Source organism: Aeromonas sp. QDB14, assembly GCF_027707845.1.
Lineage (GTDB): Bacteria > Pseudomonadota > Gammaproteobacteria > Enterobacterales > Aeromonadaceae > Aeromonas > Aeromonas caviae.
Genome location: NZ_JAPCJD010000034.1, coordinates 32,686 through 48,699 on the forward strand (window position 1 = coordinate 32,686; position 16,014 = coordinate 48,699).

The window sequence follows — 16,014 nt, forward strand, 5'->3', positions numbered from 1 at the left end:
AATTGGATCAGTGTAACTTCCACAGCCGCCATCGGCTAGTCTTTGGCCTTTCTGGCGATCAGTACGGCACGTTTGGGTGCCGGGTATCCTTCGACCGTGAGTGCAGGATTGTGTGGATCCAGATAGTCACTCAGGGACTCGTTAATCATCCAGTCGGTACGACGCTGTTCGTCGGTGCTGGTCATATTCTCGTCGACGATGCGCACATCGGTGAACCCGCAGCGCTCGACCCAGCGTGTGAGGGCCGCGCTCGAGGGGAGGAACCAGACGTTGCGCATCTTGCCGTAGCGATCGGAGGGCATCAGCACCTGGTTTTCGTCGCCGTCCACCACCAGGGTCTCGAGCACCAGCTCCCCATCGTCTTTGAGCTGGTTGCGCAACTGCTCGATGTGCTCGATGGGGGACTTGCGATGATAGAGCACCCCCATGGAGAAGACGGTGTCAAAGGCCCGCAGATCCGGCAGCTCCTGGATACCGAGCGGCAGCAGGTGGGCGCGCTGGTCGTTGCCTGCGAAGTGGCGAATGGCTTCGAACTGGCAGAGGAACAGCGGGCTCGGGTCGATGCCGACCGCCAGTTTCGCCCCTTCCCCCACCATGCGCCAGAGGTGGTAGCCGCTGCCGCAGCCCACGTCCAGCACGTAGCGGCCCTGGAGCGGGCTGATGTGGGGCAGCACCCGGTCCCACTTCCAGTCGGAGCGCCACTCGGTGTCGATGTGGATGCCGTGCACATGGAAGGGGCCCTTGCGCCAGGGCATGAGCTGGCGCAGCAGGCTCTCGGTCTTCTTGCGCTCACCCTCTCCCAGGCTATCGGGGCCGCCGATGGCGACCCGCTCTTTGAGCTCGATCCGGCCGGGGGCCACGACGGGCAGCTTGGCGAGGGCGCGGTTCCAGCGCGGCAGATCCCCGTGCAGGTTGTCGTGCTGCCAGGCGTGCAGCTGGGCGGGCAGGGTGTGCAGCCAGTGGCTCAACCGGTTCTTGGCGATCAGTTGATAAAAATGGGCGAAATCGATCATGGCTTAGTTGGTGTCGCTGGCTTTGATGGCAATCATGGAGCCGAAGTTGAAGCACTGGAACCAGAGGTCCAGGTGGGTGAAGCCGGCGTCCCGCAGGCGTGCCTGATGGACCGCCAGGGTGTCGGTGCGCATCACGTTCTCAAGGGCGGTGCGCTTCTGGCTGATTTCCAGCTCGCTGTAGCCGTTGGCCCGCTTGAAGTCGAGGTGCAAGTCGATGAGCAGCTCGTTGACCTGCTCGTCATCGAAGCGGAACTTCTCGCTCAGGATGAGGATGCCGCCGGGCCGCAGGCCGTCAAAGATGCGCGCGATGAGGGCGGCCCGCTTCTCGGGGGCGACGAACTGCAGGGTGAAGTTGAGCACCACCACGGAGGCGTTCTCGATGGGGATGTCGCAGATGTCCGCCTTCACCAGCTCCACCGGCACCTCGGACTTGAAGCCCGAGAGGTGAGCGCGGGCCCGCTCGATCATGGGGTGGGAGAGATCCACCGCCGTGATCTGGCAGCCGGGCTGGGTGACGTGGCGGCGCATGGCCTGGGTCGCGGCGCCGAGGGAGCAGCCGAGATCGTAGAGGCGGCTCTGGGGCTGGGCGTAGCGGGCGGCCATCATGCCGATGGCGGAGATGATGTTGCTGTAACCCGGCACCGAGCGCTGGATCATGTCGGGGAAGACGTCGACGACCTGCTCGTCAAAGCAGAAGTCTCCCAGACGGGCGATAGGGGCGGCAAAAATCTGATCGTGCATGCTGACGCAACCTGACAGCCGGTGTGGTGGGCGGCTGTTTTATTCAATTGAATCTTGGGTGGACGGGCATCGAAATGGCGTCGTCACCGGTTGACGAACGGGGTGGCTTGCTCCGGGATCCGTCGGGCTGCCCCTATTCGCAACGGGCCATGGTCCGGGCCCTCAGGGTGCCGGGCTGGGGTGGGCAACGCATTGCCATGCACCCAGGCCCGGGACCTTACTTGGGGCGCTAGTGTAGAGGAAAGGCGGGCGTTTGTCTTGACGCCAACCCCGGTGGGACCACAAAAAAAGCGGCTTTTTTTGGGGACGGAGAAGGGGCGGGGAGGGGGCCGCTCAAAAGGGCAGCACCCCCTGGCGGGCGCGATCGTTTTCTCCTGGCCAGGGGGCCATCTCCTGGCCGAGCAGGCGGCTGATCTGCCGTGCGAGTTCGGGGGCCCGGGCATTGTCGGCGGTGTGGACAAAGAGGTAGAGATCCTTGCCCTCCTGGAGCCATTGTTTCCAATGTGGCAACCATGGTGGCAAAAATGGGTGATTGTCCTCGATTTGAGGCAAACCAATCAGGCGCACCACCGGGGCACCCCCTGTGGCCAGCAGATGGACCGGCAACCTGGGTTTCTTGCCCTGGGCATCGATCATGGCGGCCGTGGTGGCGGGCACCGAGAAGAGCGGACGGCTGTCGAGCATGATGCGATTGATGCCCCGCGCCATCAGCATCCGGTTGAGGGCCCGTTCCGCCTCCCCCTTGGCGAAGAAATCGGGGTGGCGCACCTCGAGGGCATAGGTGAAATCCTGGGGCAGCCGCGCGAAGAAGGCATCCAGACGGGCCAGCCCCTCTGGCCCGAAGCGGGCGGGCAGTTGCAGCTTGAGCAGCCCCAGCTTGTCATGCAGGGGGGCCAGCAGGCGGATGAAGGCCGTCACCTGTTTGTCCACGCTCACCAGATCGCTCTGGTGGCTGATCTCCTTGGGAAACTTGAAGCTGAAGCGAAAGTGGTCGGGGACCGCATCGGCCCAGCGCTGCACCGTCTCCGGGGTCGGCGAGGCGTAGAAGGTGGTGTTGCCCTCCACGGAGTTGAACACCCGGGCATAGTCGGCGAGGTGCTCGGCGGGCCTGGCATTCATCCCCAGCAACTGGCCGGGCCAGGCCGGGTGTGACCACTGGGGCAGGCCCAAATAGAGGCTCATGATGGTTCCTGTCGGCAGGTTGGCGCACTTTTGCCCTCCTTTTTGCGCCAGAACAACAAAAAACAGGGTAAAGGGGGCTGCGGGCCATTTTACCCAAATGGAGGTTTTCCTCTATAATGCCAACCCTTTTGTTTGCCACATTGTCGTAATGCGCGCGACCGAGCCCCCGGGTGACGATGATCGCGGCCCGGCAGTGGCCAGACAACGACGCCAGCCGATACCCCGGCGCCCACTCGTCATCCCGGTCGGGAGCGGGGGCATGCCTGGGACGGCGGCAAGAATCCGGCTCGGGGAGCCGGATGACCCGAGACAGATTTCAAACCGGGCAAGAAGCAGGATCTGGCCAGCTGTGAGACAGACGGTGCTTGCCAGTCGTGCCCGGCGACCCAGGATGAACCGTCTCTCTACCATTTCGAAGGAAGAAGTCCATGCGCTCTATCTATTGCGGACAGGTCAATGAGGCCCATGCCGGGCAGACCATTACATTGTGCGGTTGGGTCCATCGTCGTCGTGATCTCGGCGGCCTCATCTTTATCGACATGCGCGACCGCGAGGGCATCGTGCAGGTGTTCTTCGATCCGGACAAGCCGGACGCCTTTGCCCTGGCCTCCGAGCTGCGCGGCGAGTTCTGCATCCAGGTGACCGGCGTGGTGCGTACCCGCCCCGACTCCCAGCGCAACAGCGACATGGCCACCGGTGCCATCGAGGTGTTCGCCCACGAGCTGACCATCATCAACCGTGCCGAGCCGCTGCCCCTTGACTTCAACCAGGTCAACAGCGAAGAGGTGAGCCTCAAGTACCGCTACCTGGACCTGCGTCGTCCCGAGATGGCCAAGTACCTGAAGACCCGTGCCAAGGCCAGTGCCTTCGTGCGCCGCTTCATGGACGAGCACGGCTTCCTCGACATCGAGACCCCGATGCTGACCAAGGCGACCCCGGAAGGGGCCCGTGACTACCTGGTGCCGAGCCGCGTGCACAAGGGCAAGTTCTACGCCCTGCCGCAGTCCCCCCAGCTGTTCAAGCAGTTGCTGATGATGTCCGGCTTCGACCGCTACTACCAGATCGTCAAGTGCTTCCGCGACGAAGACCTGCGTGCCGACCGCCAGCCGGAATTCACCCAGATCGACGTGGAGACCTCCTTCATGACCGCGCCCCAGGTGCGTGAAATCATGGAAGAGATGATCCGCAAGCTCTGGCTGCACATCCTGAACGTGGACCTGGGCGACTTCCCCATCATGACCTTCGACGAAGCCATGCGCCGCTTCGGCTCCGACAAGCCGGACCTGCGCCTGCCCATGGAGCTGGTGGACGTGGCAGATCTCTTGACCGAGGTGGAATTCGCGGTGTTCGCCGGTCCTGCCAAGGATCCGAAAGGCCGTGTGGCGGCCCTGAAGGTACCGGGCGGCGCGGAGCTGTCTCGCAAGCAGATCGACGAGTACACCAAGTTCGTCGGCATCTACGGTGCCAAGGGCCTGGCCTGGATGAAGGTCAACGACGCCGGGAGCGGCCTCGAAGGGGTGCAGTCCCCGGTGGCCAAGTTCCTCTCTGATGCCATCGTGCGCGAGATCCTGGCCCGCACCGGCGCGATGGATGGCGACATCATCTTCTTCGGCGCCGATTCCAAGAAAGTGGTGTGCGATGCCATGGGTGCCCTGCGCCTGAAGGTGGGCCGCGATCTGGGCCTGGTGGAGAACGTCTGGAAGCCCCTGTGGGTCATCGACTTCCCCATGTTCGAAGAAGATGGCGAAGGCGGCCTGGCGGCCATGCACCACCCCTTCACCGCCCCGAGCAACCTGGGCCCGGCCGAGCTGAAAGCGAACCCGGTGGGCGCTTACGCCAACGCCTACGACATGGTGATCAACGGCTACGAAGTGGGTGGCGGCTCTGTGCGTATCCACAACAGCGAGATGCAGTCCACCGTGTTCGACATCCTGGGGATCACCCCGGACGAGCAGCGCCTGAAGTTCGGCTTCCTGCTGGATGCCCTGAAATACGGCACCCCGCCCCACGCTGGCCTGGCCTTCGGTCTGGACCGCCTCAGCATGCTGCTGACCGGCACCGACAACATCCGGGATGTCATCGCCTTCCCGAAAACCACGGCGGCCGCCTGTCTGATGACAGACGCCCCGAGCTTTGCCAACCCGGCCCAACTGGGCGAGCTGGCGATTGCGACCACCGTCAAGGGTGACGAATAAGCCGTTATCGGCAACAAAGGCCGCAGCGATGCGGCCTTTCCCGTTTCCCTCTGGGCGCAACCAGTGTTACTGAAATTTCCAACTATAACGGAGAGTCCCTATGGCAGGTCACAGTAAATGGGCCAACATCAAACACCGCAAGGCGGCGCAAGACGCCAAGCGCGGCAAGATCTTCACCAAGCTGATCCGCGAAATCACCACCTCCGCGCGTCTGGGTGATGCCGATCCTGCCAATAACCCCCGCCTGCGTGCGGCGGTGGCGGCAGCCCTGACCAGCAACATGACCCGCGACACCATCAACCGCGCCATCGCCCGTGGGGCCGGCGGCGGTGACGGCGAGCAGCTCGAGACCATCGTGTACGAAGGGTACGGCCCGGCCGGTTCCGCCGTCATGGTGGAGTGCCTGACCGACAACCGCAACCGTACCGTGGCCGAAGTGCGTCACGCCTTCAGCAAGTGCGGCGGCAACCTGGGGACCGACGGCTCCGTGGCCTATCTGTTCACCAAGAAGGGGGTGCTGACCTTCGTGGGCGCCGATGAAGACGCCCTGATGGACGCCGCGCTGGAAGCCGGTGCCGACGACGTGGTGACCGAAGAAGATGGCACCATCGAGGTCTACACCACCCCGAACGACTTCGGCACCGTGCTGGACGGTCTGGAAGCCGCCGGCTTCAAGTCCGAGAGCGCCGAAGTGACCATGATCCCCTCCACCGAGGCGGAACTGGATGCCGAGACCGCGCCCAAGCTGATGCGCCTTATCGACATGCTGGAAGATCTGGACGACGTGCAGGAGGTGTACCACAACGGCTCCATCTCCGACGAGATCGCCGCGACCCTGTGATCCCCCAGGGCAAGGGGAGGGCGACCACAACGGTCCTCTTCCCCGGCTCCGACGAGATTGCCGCGACCCTGTAATTGCCTCTCGGGAACGCTGTGAGACCCAGGGCAGGGGGGAGGGCGACCACAACGGTCCTCTCCTCCGGCTCCGACGAGATTGCCGCGACCCTGTTCAGGTTCGCGAACACACAGGTGCGACACCTTGTTCACCTTCGCAAAAACGGCAGCCCGGGCTGCCGTTTTTTTATGTGCCAGACCGATCACCTCCCCTTGTGGTTCGATTTCCTTTCTTAATGTTCGCTTAAGTTTGCCGTCCTAGGATGACCCCGTATCTGGACCTCCCTGGCTCTTGTCCTGTTTTTCAGGGCCGAGTGTCGGGATGGTCACCACGAAGCCTGCTGGCAGGTTGTTAGTTCCACTGGTTTGTCGGAGTCTCTCTATGCGTCTCACTCTGGGAGTGATGAAGGTCAATCTGTTGCTGGTGCTGCTGTTTGCACTGGTCTTCAACTGGCCCATTTTCCTGCACTTTTATCGTATTCTCAGCGCCCTTGAACACGTCAAGGCGGGGTTTGTCCTCTCCATTCCCCTGGTACTGGTGGCGGCCCTCAACGCGGTGTTCCTGCCCTTTACCTTCCGTTATCTGCTCAAGCCCTTCTTCGCCGTGCTCATCATGACCGGCTCCCTCGTCAGCTACGCCATGCTCAAGTACGGGGTGATCTTCGACATGGGCATGATGCAGAACATCATCGAAACCAACAGCGGGGAGGCGGGCTCCTACCTCAACGGTTCCGTGGTGCTCTGGTTCCTGCTGACCGGCCTGCTGCCGGTGCTGGTCCTGCTGTGGGTGAAGATTGAGTACCCCCGTCCCTGGTACAAGGGGCTGGGTCTGCGCCTCGGTTCCATCGCCCTCTCCTTGCTGTTTCTGGTGGGGGCTGCCGCCCTTTATTACCAGGATTACGCCTCGGTCGGGCGCAACAACAAGTCCCTCGGCAAGGAGATAGTGCCCGCCAACTATGTGCACGGGCTCTACAAGTACGCCCGGGATGTGGTCTTCGCCACTCCCATTCCCTACCAGCAGATCGGCACCGATGCCAGGGTGATCGGCCAGCACGAGAAGCCGACCCTGATGTTCCTGGTGGTGGGGGAGACGGCCCGCAGCCAGAACTACTCTCTCAACGGCTACAAGAAGGAGACCAACGGCTTCACCGAGAAGGAGGCCAATGTCGTCTCGTTCAGGAACGTGCGCTCCTGCGGCACCGCCACTGCGCTCTCCGTGCCCTGCATGTTCTCGAACATGACCCGGCGTGGCTATGACGAGGCCAGGGCCCAGTCCCAGGACGGCTTGCTGGACGTGCTGCAACATGCCGGGATCTCGGTGCTCTGGAAGGAAAACGACGGCGGCTGCAAGGGGGTGTGCAAAAACGTCCCCACCATCGAGATTGAGCCCAAGGCATTCCCCGCATACTGCTCCGGCAATGCCTGTCATGACGAGGTGCTGTTGCAGGGGCTGGATCAGCAGATCGCCGACATGCAGGGCAAGCAGGGCAGCAAGCTGGTGGCCTTCCACCTGATGGGCAGCCACGGTCCGACCTACTATCGCCGCTACCCGGCCGCCGATCGCATCTTCCTGCCGGACTGCCCGCGCAGCGACATCGAGAACTGCAGCAACGAAGAGCTGGTGAACACCTATGACAACACCATCCGCTACACCGACAAGGTGCTGGCCCAGCTCATCGACAAGCTCAAGAGCCTGGAGAGCCAGTACAACGTGGGGCTGGTCTATCTGTCGGATCACGGCGAATCCCTCGGTGCCATGGGGCTCTATCTGCACGGCACCCCCTACAAGTTCGCACCGGACGATCAGACCCGGGTGCCGCTCCTGACCTGGTTCTCTCCCCAGTTGCAGGCAGACCGTCAGCTCAATCTGGATTGCCTGCAACAGGAGGCAGCCAGCAAGCGCTTCTCCCACGACAACCTGTTCCACTCCATGCTCGGTATCATGGACGTGCAGACCCAGGTCTATGACGGCAAGCTGGATCTGTTCAAACCGTGCCGGGCGGGGTGAACCGGCGAAAACAGACCATAAAAAAACGGCAGCCACTGGCTGCCGTTTTCGTGTCCGAAGGGGTAGGCCTTACTTCTGCTCCATGATGATCTGCAGCAGATCCCCTTCCAGCAGGGAGCGCTTGACCAGGGCGAAGCCGCCGATGGTGGGCTGGTTCTGGAAGCGCGCCTTCACGATGGGCAGGCCGCGATGGAAACTTGGCAGAGACTGGTGCTCGACACAGCGGCGGATAGCCGGGATCAGGATCTCTTCGGCGGCGGTGATTTCACCGGCGATGAGCACCTTCTGGGGGTTGAACAGGTTGACCGTGATGGCGATGGCGCGCCCCAGGTGCTCCCCCACGTTCTCGATCACGCTGCGGGCCAGCTCGTCACCGGCCACCGCCGCCTTGCACACCTCCTGGATGGTGATGTGCTTCTCCTGCAAGGTGCTCAGGTGGCCGCGGCTGATGAGCTCCTTCACCTTGTCGACGATGGCCTCGTTGGAGGCGATGGTCTCGAGGCAGCCGAAGTTGCCGCAGTGGCAGCGCTTGCCGAGCGGTTCGACCTGGATGTGGCCTATTTCGCCGACGTTGCGGTTCTGGCCGAGAAACACCTTGCCCTTGGTGATGATGCCAGAGCCCGTCCCCTGGTGGACACTCACCAGGATGGAGTCCATGCAGTCGCGGGACTCGCCGAAGAAGTGTTCGGCCAGCGCCAGCGAACGGGTGTCGTTGCCCACGTAGCAGGGGAGGTTGAAGTGGTGCTCCAGGAGCTTGGCGAGCCCCAGGTTGCGGATCTGGTAGGTGGGGGTGTAGATGACCATGCCGGATTCCGGGTTGACCAGACCCGGCATGGTCAGCGCGATGCTGATGAGGTTGCGGCTGCGATCCTGATTGGCGTCGATGAAGGCGCCAATCTCCCGCAGCAGCATGTCCACCACGGGTTGCTGCTCGATCTCGGTCACCTGGGTGATGTGCTGATCGAGCTCCTTGCCGTCGAGGTCATACAGGGAGAGCTGCAGGTAGCCGCGACCCAGCTTGGCGGACACAAACTGGAAGCGATGCTTGATGGTAGTCAGGGAGATGGCGCGGCGCCCGCCGGTGGAGGCTTGCGGCGAGGTTTCCCTGATGAGACCGTGCTCGATCAGTTGCCGGGTTATCTTGGTCACGCTGGCCGGGGCCAGCTGACTCAACTCGGCAATTTTGACCCGCGAGATGGGCCCCTGCAGGTCAATGAGGCGATAGACGACCGCACTGTTTACCTGCTTGATAAGATCTACGTTTGCTATTTGTCCGCCAGTCATAGTGTCACTGTGTTGTGTAGTGTCCGTTAACCACGGTCCCGCAGACCGCGAAGGCCTGATCAAAGACGGTGAGGTTGGCAATTTTTCCGACCTGGATACTACCGAGACGCGAGTCCCATCCAATGGCGCGAGCGGGGTAAAGGGTGGCCATTCTCAGTGCTTCGTCGAGCGGCAATCCGACCTGTTTGACCAGATTTTCCACCCCTTCGATCATGGTGAGGGCGGAGCCGCCGAGTGTACCATTCTCATCGACGCACTGACCATCGCGGAAATAGACGGTTGCGCCGCAAAAATCAAATTTCTCAAAGCCTTCCGGTGCACCTGCCGCCGCGGTGGCATCGGTGACCAGCACCAGCCGCTCCCCCAGCATCCTGTGCGCCAGGCGCACGTTGGCCCAGTGTACGTGGTGGCCGTCGACGATGATGCCCGCATAGACATCCTTGCGATCGTAGATGGCACCGACCACGCCGGGCTCGCGACCGTTCAGGGTCGGGGTCATGGCGTTGTAGAGGTGGGTGGCAAAGCGCATGCCGTTGTCAAAGCCCGCCATGGCCTGGTCGTAGTTGGCGGCGGTGTGGCCGGCGGAGACCAGGATGCCGGCTTCCACCAGACGGCGGATGTGCTCGGGCTTGTTGCGCTCCGGCGCCAGGGTGATCTTGGCGATGGCGTCCGCGTTGTCGCAGAAGAAGTCGATCATCTCGTCGGCGGGCTGGCGGATCTGTTCGGCCGGGTGGATCCCCTTGCGCTTGAGGTTGGTATAGGGCCCTTCCAGATGGACGCCAAGCACCTCGTTGGGGTGGGCGGCCATGTAGTCGCGGGTGACGGCGACGGCCTGCTTCATGTCCGCATCCGGGCTGGTGATCAGGGTCGGCAGGAAGCTGGTGGTCCCGGATTTCAGGTTGGCCGCCTGCATGGTGGCCAGGGTGTCCGTGGTGATGTGACCGTTGAACATGACGCCACCGCAGCCGTTGAGCTGCACGTCGATGAAGCCGGCGCTGAGGTTGGCGCCCTGGAGGTCAATCTGCTCGATGCCGGCGGGCAGTTCTGCCTGGCGGGAGATGGCGACAATCTTGTCGCCATCGATGACCACGCCATAACCGGTCAGCACGCAGCTGCCGGTGTAGAGAGTGCAATTAGTCAGAGCGTACATGGGGGCTCCTCAGAGGTGTTTGATGTTGTCGGCTTCCAGTTGCTGGAAGTAGCGCACCGTCTTGACCTTCAACTCCATGGTGGAAGGTTCGTCGCACACCACAATCCCTTTCGGATGCAGTTGCAGGGTGGAGATGGTCCACATGTGGTTGACGCTGCCCTCCACGGTGGCCTGCAGGGCCTGGGCCTTGGCGTGACCGACCACCAGGATCAGGATCTCTTCGGCGTCCATCAGGGTGCCGACACCCACGGTCAGGGCCAGCTTGGGCACCTGCTCCATGTCGCCGCCAAAGAAGCGGGAGTTGGCGATGCGGGTGTCTTCGGTCAGGGTCTTGACCCGGGTACGGGAAGCCAGGGAAGAGGCCGGTTCGTTGAAGGCGATGTGGCCGTCATTGCCGACGCCGCCCATGAACAGGTGGATTTTGCCGTAGGACTTGATCTTGTCTTCGTAGCGCTGGCACTCGGCCACCAGATCCTCGGCGTTGCCATTGAGGATGTTGATGTTTTCCGGGCGAATGTCCACGTGATTGAAGAAGTTGTTGTGCATGAAGCTGTGGTAGCTCTCCGGATGTTCCTTGGGCAGCCCCACGTACTCGTCCATGTTGAAGGTGACCACGTTCTGGAAGCTCACCTCGCCGGCTTTATGCAGCTCAATCAGGCGCTTGTAGGTGTTGAGCGGGGTGCCGCCAGTGGGCAGACCCAGCACGAAGGGGCGCTCGGTAGTGGGTTTGAACGCATTGATGCGGTCAACGATGTAACGGGCAGACCAGAGACCCACCTGGCTGGCAGACTTCAACGGGATCAGGCGCATTCTATATACCTCAGTACGGTTGCCGCACAGGGAATGACGGCAAGGGACCAGACACGGATTCAAGTTGTTTTATAGCGTAAATAAAGATTGCGAACTAAGCCACATCTATCGGCTACCTTTATCTCTGTTGAGTGATAATGATCACGAAAGCTGGTTTATTAATTTGCGCAGCGAAATAAAACACATAGACTGCCAATCAAGCCTTGATGGCTTATGCGTCGAACGTGATAAGCACTTAATTTCTAGAAAAACACCAACTAAGGAGAGGAACCGTGAACATTCTCGGTTATTTGCAAAAGATCGGCCGTGCCCTGATGGTGCCGGTAGCGGTATTGCCTGCCGCCGCGATCCTGATGGGGATTGGCTACTGGATTGACCCGAACGGTTGGGGTGGCGGAAGCCCTCTGGCTGCGTTTCTGATCAAGGCGGGCGCCGCCATCATCGACAGTATGCCCATTCTGTTCGCCGTCGGCGTCGCTTACGGCATGTCCAAGGATAAAGACGGTTCCGCCGCGCTGGCCGGTCTGGTCGGCTTCCTGGTGGTCACCACCCTGCTGAGCCCGGGCGCCGTGGCCCAGATCAAGGGTATCCCGGCCGACCAGGTGCCGGCAGCCTTTGCCAAGATCAGCAACCAGTTCGTCGGCATCCTGTGTGGTGTCATCGCCGCCGAGCTGTACAACCGCTTCAGCAGCGTGGAGCTGCACAAGGCGCTGGCTTTCTTCTCCGGTCGTCGTCTGGTGCCGATCGTGACCTCCGTGGTGATGATCGTCGTCTCCTTCATCCTGATGGCCGTCTGGCCGGTCATCTACGGTGGCCTGGTGAGCTTCGGTGAATCCATCGTCAGCATGGGCTCCACCGGTGCAGGCATCTATGCCTTCTTCAACCGTCTGCTGATCCCGGTCGGTCTGCACCACGCCCTGAACTCCGTGTTCTGGTTCGACGTGGCCGGCATCAACGACATCCCGAACTTCCTGGGTGGCCAATCCTCCATCGACGCCGGCAAGGCTGTCGTGGGCGTGACCGGCATGTACCAGGCCGGCTTCTTCCCCATCATGATGTTCGGTCTGCCGGGTGCCGCACTGGCCATCTACCACAGCGCTAAGAAAGAGAACAAAGAGAAGGTTGCGTCCATCATGATCGCTGCCGCCTTTGCCGCCTTCTTCACCGGGGTGACCGAGCCGCTCGAGTTCTCCTTCATGTTCGTGGCGCCGGTACTGTACGTCATCCATGCCCTGCTGACCGGTATCTCCGTGTTCATCGCAGCCTCCATGCACTGGATCGCCGGTTTCGGCTTCAGCGCCGGTCTGGTGGATATGGTGCTCTCCAGCCGCAACCCGCTGGCGACCCAGTGGTACATGCTGCTGGTACAGGGTCTGGTCTTCTTCGGCCTCTACTACGTGGTCTTCCGCGCCGTGATCGCCAAGTTCAACCTGAAAACCCCGGGTCGTGAAGATGACGAAGCCGTACCGGTACAGGCTCAAACCACCGACCGCACCGAGCTGGCCAAGCAGTATCTGGAAGTGCTGGGTGGTCAGGAGAACCTGGTGACCATCGATGCCTGCATCACCCGTCTGCGTCTGACCCTGAAAGACCGCAGCATCGTTGACGAGCGCAAGCTCAAAGCTCTGGGCGCGGCCGGTGTGGTCAAGCTCGGTGAGCAGAACCTGCAGGTGATTCTGGGCCCATTGGCCGAGATCATCGCCGGTGAGATGAAAGCCCTGCGTTAATCGAGCGACTCGCTCACCTCAAGTCTAAGTCCATTGTTGACATAACTAAGGGCCCCGCCTCGGGGCCCCATATAAAAAAAGCCAATAAAATCCAACCTTTACTTCAAATGAGAGCAGCAGTTATGAACTTGAAACATTCTCTGTTAGCCATTGCCATGTCTACCGTTTTCGCCGGTCCCGCACTTGCAGCCGATGCTGCCAGGCAAGCGGTGGTCGACGCCCTCGCCAGCAACCTCGTCGTCAAGTACGAAGTCGTCACCAATGACGGTGCCGGCGCCGGTCTTGACTGCCAGGCCCTGGGCTCCGAGTGGGCAAGCTGCGGCGTTGCCAAGCTGCACCTGACCAATACCGGTGCCGACGTCACCTCCAAGGACTGGAGCATCTATGTCTCCTCCATCCGCCGCATCCAGCGGGTGGACAACGACCAGTTCACCATCACCCACCTGACCGGCGACCTCTATCGTTTGACGCCGACCGAGAAGTTCCAGGGCTTTGCCAAGGACGCCACGGTCGAGGTGCCCCTGGTGGTGGAATACTGGGTATTGTTCGAATCTGACATCATGCCGAACTGGTATGTCGCCAGTGAAGGGGCCGAGCCGAAAGTGCTGGCCAGCATGAGCAACATCGACGATGCCAGCACCTACGAGAAGCCGATGCCGGCCGATGGCTGGAAGCGCACCAAGGATGACAACAACATCCTGATGAACAGCGAGACCCGTTTCGCCGCGAACCAGACCAGTACCCTGCTGCCTGCCGGCAAGATTGACGACCGCATCCTGCCAAGCCCGATGAAGCAGGTGGTCAAGGCCGGCCCGCAAGTCGACTTCTCCACCATCAAGCTCAATGCCCTTGACCTGCCGAGCGATCGCGCCGAGGCCCTGAAGGCGCAACTGACCAAGCTGGGTGTTACCCTCTCCGACACCGGCTACCCGGTCACCATCAAGCTCGGCAGCAAGCTCAAGCAGGCCGAAGGCTACGACATGACCATCGGCCAGAAGGGCACCGTCATTCAGGGGCACGACGTTGACGGCGCCTTCTGGGGCGCCCAGTCCCTGATCTCCCTGCTGGGCGTTGACGACAAGCTGGTGAGCCAGATGAGCGTCGAGGATGCGCCACGCTTTGAATACCGCGGCATGCAGACCGACGTAGCCCGTCACTTCAGAAGCCCCGAGACCCTGAAGAAGCTGGTTGACCAGATGTCCGCCATGAAACTCAACGTGCTGCACCTGGGGCTGACTAACGATGAAGGCTGGCGTCTGGAGATCCCGGGCCTGCCGGAGCTGACCGACGTCGGCAGCCAGCGTTGCCATGACGAGTCCGAAACCAAGTGCCTGATGCCGCAGCTCGGCTCCGGCCCCACCAGTGACAACCAGGGCTCCGGTTTCTACAGCAAGGCGGACTACATCGACCTGGTACGCTATGCCAAGGCCCGCGGTGTGACCGTGATCCCCGAGATCAACATGCCGGCCCACGCCCGTGCCGCCGTGGTCTCCATGGAGGCACGCTACAAGCGTCTGATGAGCGAGGGCAAAGAAGCCGAGGCCAACCAGTTCCGTCTGACTGACCCGGCCGATACCTCCAACGTCACCTCGGTACAGTTCTACGACAAGATGTCCTTCATCAACCCCTGCCAGCCGGGTGCCGCCACCTTCGTGGCCAAGGTGATGGATGAAGTGGCCCAGATGCACCAGGCCGCCGGCCAGCCGCTGACCGCCTGGCACTACGGTGGTGACGAGGCGAAGAACATCATGCAGGGCGGTGGTTATCAGGATCCGGCCGTCACCAAGAAAGAAGAGCTGGTGGCATGGAAAGGCAACGTCGACTCCAGCAAGCAGGACAAGCCGTTTGGCAAGTCCCCGATGTGCCAGAAGATGATCGACGATGGCAAGATCAAGGACGTTGCTGAACTGCCGGTTTACTTCGCCAAGGAAGTGGGCGAGATGGTCAAGGGCCACGGCTTCTCCACCCTGCAGGCGTGGGAAGATGGCCTGAAGTACGCCACGGATGCCAGCGTATTCGCCACCGACAAGACCCGTGTCAACTTCTGGGAAACCCTCTACTGGGGTGGCTTCAACGAAGCGATGAAGTGGGCGCACAAGGGTTACGAAGTGGTCCTGTCCAACCCGGATTACCTCTACTTCGACTTCCCGAACGAGGTGCACCCGGCTGAGCGTGGCTACTACTGGGCAACCCGTTTCAACGACACCCGCAAGGTGTTCGCCTTTGCCCCGGAAAACCTGCCGCAGAACGCCGAGACCTCGGTTGATCGCGACGGCAACGCCTTCGTGGCCAAGGGGGATCAGGATCCGGTCAAGTTCAAGGGGATCTCCGGTCAGCAATGGAGTGAAACCGTGCGCACCGATGCCCAGTACGAGTACATGGTCTATCCGCGCATCTTCTCCGTGGCCGAGCGCGCTTGGCACAAGGGCGGCTTCGAGCTCGATTACGTGAAGGGTCGCGAGTTCTCCGGCACTACCAAGCATGTCAACAAGGCCACCCTGAACAAGGAGTGGAACCAGTTTGCCAACGTGCTGGGTCAGCGAGTGCTGCCCAAACTGGACCAGGCCGGGGTGGAATATCGCCTCTCCGTACCGGGTGCCAAGGTGGTGAACGGTGTGCTGGAAGCGAATGTGGATCTGCCGGGTCTGCCCATCCAGTACAGCCTGGATGGCAAGAGCTGGAGCGCCTACGACGCTGCCGCCAAGCCGACCGTGGATGGCAAGGTCTGGCTGCGTACCACCAGCTTCGATGGCAAGCGTACCAGCCGCGTCACCGAGCTGAACTGATAGCTCTCAATCCATAACGCAAGGTGGGTCGCAAGACCCGCCTTTCCCAAGGTCGATGGCCATCGGGTTTGGGAAAGGTTGACTCTGCGTGTGAACCTTTGTTGTGTGTGTTTTGTCTGTTTTTCATCACTTGAGACCCCGCCCCGTGCGCAATGCTGTTCACTTAAGCGGAGCCGCATTGCGATTTACCGGAAAACGGGTCTTTGATATCTTCACCGCCCTGG

11 protein-coding genes are annotated in these 16,014 nt (G+C 61.5%); 5 read left to right on the forward strand and 6 right to left on the reverse strand.

Annotated features, from left to right (window positions below):
• Window positions 1-35 precede the first annotated feature (35 nt).
• The 3 genes from cmoB to PG887_RS12680 form a co-directional block, all read right to left on the reverse strand.
• Window positions 36-1,013, reverse strand: coding sequence for a tRNA 5-methoxyuridine(34)/uridine 5-oxyacetic acid(34) synthase CmoB (cmoB, locus tag PG887_RS12670; protein WP_104452671.1), 978 nt, complete (start codon window positions 1,011-1,013; stop codon window positions 36-38).
• A gap of 3 nt (window positions 1,014-1,016) precedes the next feature.
• Complete coding sequence (cmoA, locus tag PG887_RS12675) at window positions 1,017-1,754, reverse strand: carboxy-S-adenosyl-L-methionine synthase CmoA (RefSeq protein WP_270821867.1); 738 nt, start codon at window positions 1,752-1,754, stop codon at window positions 1,017-1,019.
• 333 nt (window positions 1,755-2,087) lie between these two features.
• Window positions 2,088-2,936: a DUF72 domain-containing protein gene (locus tag PG887_RS12680; RefSeq protein WP_109112019.1), complete on the reverse strand. Its 849-nt coding sequence runs from the start codon at window positions 2,934-2,936 to the stop codon at window positions 2,088-2,090.
• Between the two features lie 428 nt (window positions 2,937-3,364).
• Here PG887_RS12680 and aspS point away from each other — a divergent pair, with 428 nt between their 5' ends.
• The 3 genes from aspS to PG887_RS12695 all read left to right on the forward strand — a co-directional run bounded on the left by aspS (window position 3,365) and on the right by PG887_RS12695 (window position 8,033).
• Window positions 3,365-5,131, forward strand: a complete 1,767-nt coding sequence (gene aspS / locus PG887_RS12685; RefSeq protein WP_010674093.1) for an aspartate--tRNA ligase — start codon at window positions 3,365-3,367, stop codon at window positions 5,129-5,131.
• Window positions 5,132-5,231: 100 nt separating this feature from the next.
• Window positions 5,232-5,972 (forward strand): YebC/PmpR family DNA-binding transcriptional regulator, encoded by a 741-nt coding sequence (locus PG887_RS12690; RefSeq protein WP_270821868.1) that lies wholly within the window; start codon window positions 5,232-5,234, stop codon window positions 5,970-5,972.
• A 435-nt stretch (window positions 5,973-6,407) separates the two neighbouring features.
• Complete coding sequence (locus PG887_RS12695) at window positions 6,408-8,033, forward strand: phosphoethanolamine transferase (RefSeq protein WP_270821869.1); 1,626 nt, start codon at window positions 6,408-6,410, stop codon at window positions 8,031-8,033.
• A 69-nt stretch (window positions 8,034-8,102) separates the two neighbouring features.
• On the opposite strand, the gene nagC is transcribed toward PG887_RS12695, so the two are convergent.
• From nagC to nagB, 3 genes are read right to left on the reverse strand one after another with little or no spacing between them, the layout of a single operon-like run.
• Window positions 8,103-9,317, reverse strand: coding sequence for a DNA-binding transcriptional regulator NagC (gene nagC / locus PG887_RS12700; protein ID WP_270821871.1), 1,215 nt, complete (start codon window positions 9,315-9,317; stop codon window positions 8,103-8,105).
• A gap of 4 nt (window positions 9,318-9,321) precedes the next feature.
• Window positions 9,322-10,467, reverse strand: a complete 1,146-nt coding sequence (gene nagA / locus PG887_RS12705; RefSeq protein ID WP_039039842.1) for an N-acetylglucosamine-6-phosphate deacetylase — start codon at window positions 10,465-10,467, stop codon at window positions 9,322-9,324.
• Window positions 10,468-10,476: 9 nt separating this feature from the next.
• Window positions 10,477-11,277 (reverse strand): glucosamine-6-phosphate deaminase, encoded by an 801-nt coding sequence (nagB, locus tag PG887_RS12710; protein WP_124812807.1) that lies wholly within the window; start codon window positions 11,275-11,277, stop codon window positions 10,477-10,479.
• Between the two features lie 272 nt (window positions 11,278-11,549).
• Here nagB and nagE point away from each other — a divergent pair, with 272 nt between their 5' ends.
• A complete protein-coding gene (gene nagE, locus PG887_RS12715; protein ID WP_039039841.1) occupies window positions 11,550-13,004 on the forward strand; it encodes an N-acetylglucosamine-specific PTS transporter subunit IIBC in 1,455 nt (484 codons plus the stop codon).
• A 122-nt stretch (window positions 13,005-13,126) separates the two neighbouring features.
• Window positions 13,127-15,790: a beta-N-acetylhexosaminidase gene (locus PG887_RS12720; RefSeq protein ID WP_270821875.1), complete on the forward strand. Its 2,664-nt coding sequence runs from the start codon at window positions 13,127-13,129 to the stop codon at window positions 15,788-15,790.
• Window positions 15,791-16,014: the final 224 nt, after the last annotated feature.

Excerpts from the sequence above, each read along its gene's own strand:
- cmoB (WP_104452671.1), bottom strand. The coding sequence starts at position 1,013 with ATGATCGATTTCGCCCATTTTTATCAACTGATCGCCAAGAACCGGTTG.
- cmoA (WP_270821867.1), bottom strand. The coding sequence starts at position 1,754 with ATGCACGATCAGATTTTTGCCGCCCCTATCGCCCGTCTGGGAGACTTC.
- PG887_RS12680 (WP_109112019.1), bottom strand. The coding sequence starts at position 2,936 with ATGAGCCTCTATTTGGGCCTGCCCCAGTGGTCACACCCGGCCTGGCCC.
- aspS (WP_010674093.1), top strand. The coding sequence starts at position 3,365 with ATGCGCTCTATCTATTGCGGACAGGTCAATGAGGCCCATGCCGGGCAG.
- PG887_RS12690 (WP_270821868.1), top strand. The coding sequence starts at position 5,232 with ATGGCAGGTCACAGTAAATGGGCCAACATCAAACACCGCAAGGCGGCG.
- PG887_RS12695 (WP_270821869.1), top strand. The coding sequence starts at position 6,408 with ATGCGTCTCACTCTGGGAGTGATGAAGGTCAATCTGTTGCTGGTGCTG.
- nagC (WP_270821871.1), bottom strand. The coding sequence starts at position 9,317 with ATGACTGGCGGACAAATAGCAAACGTAGATCTTATCAAGCAGGTAAAC.
- nagA (WP_039039842.1), bottom strand. The coding sequence starts at position 10,467 with ATGTACGCTCTGACTAATTGCACTCTCTACACCGGCAGCTGCGTGCTG.
- nagB (WP_124812807.1), bottom strand. The coding sequence starts at position 11,277 with ATGCGCCTGATCCCGTTGAAGTCTGCCAGCCAGGTGGGTCTCTGGTCT.
- PG887_RS12720 (WP_270821875.1), top strand. The coding sequence starts at position 13,127 with ATGAACTTGAAACATTCTCTGTTAGCCATTGCCATGTCTACCGTTTTC.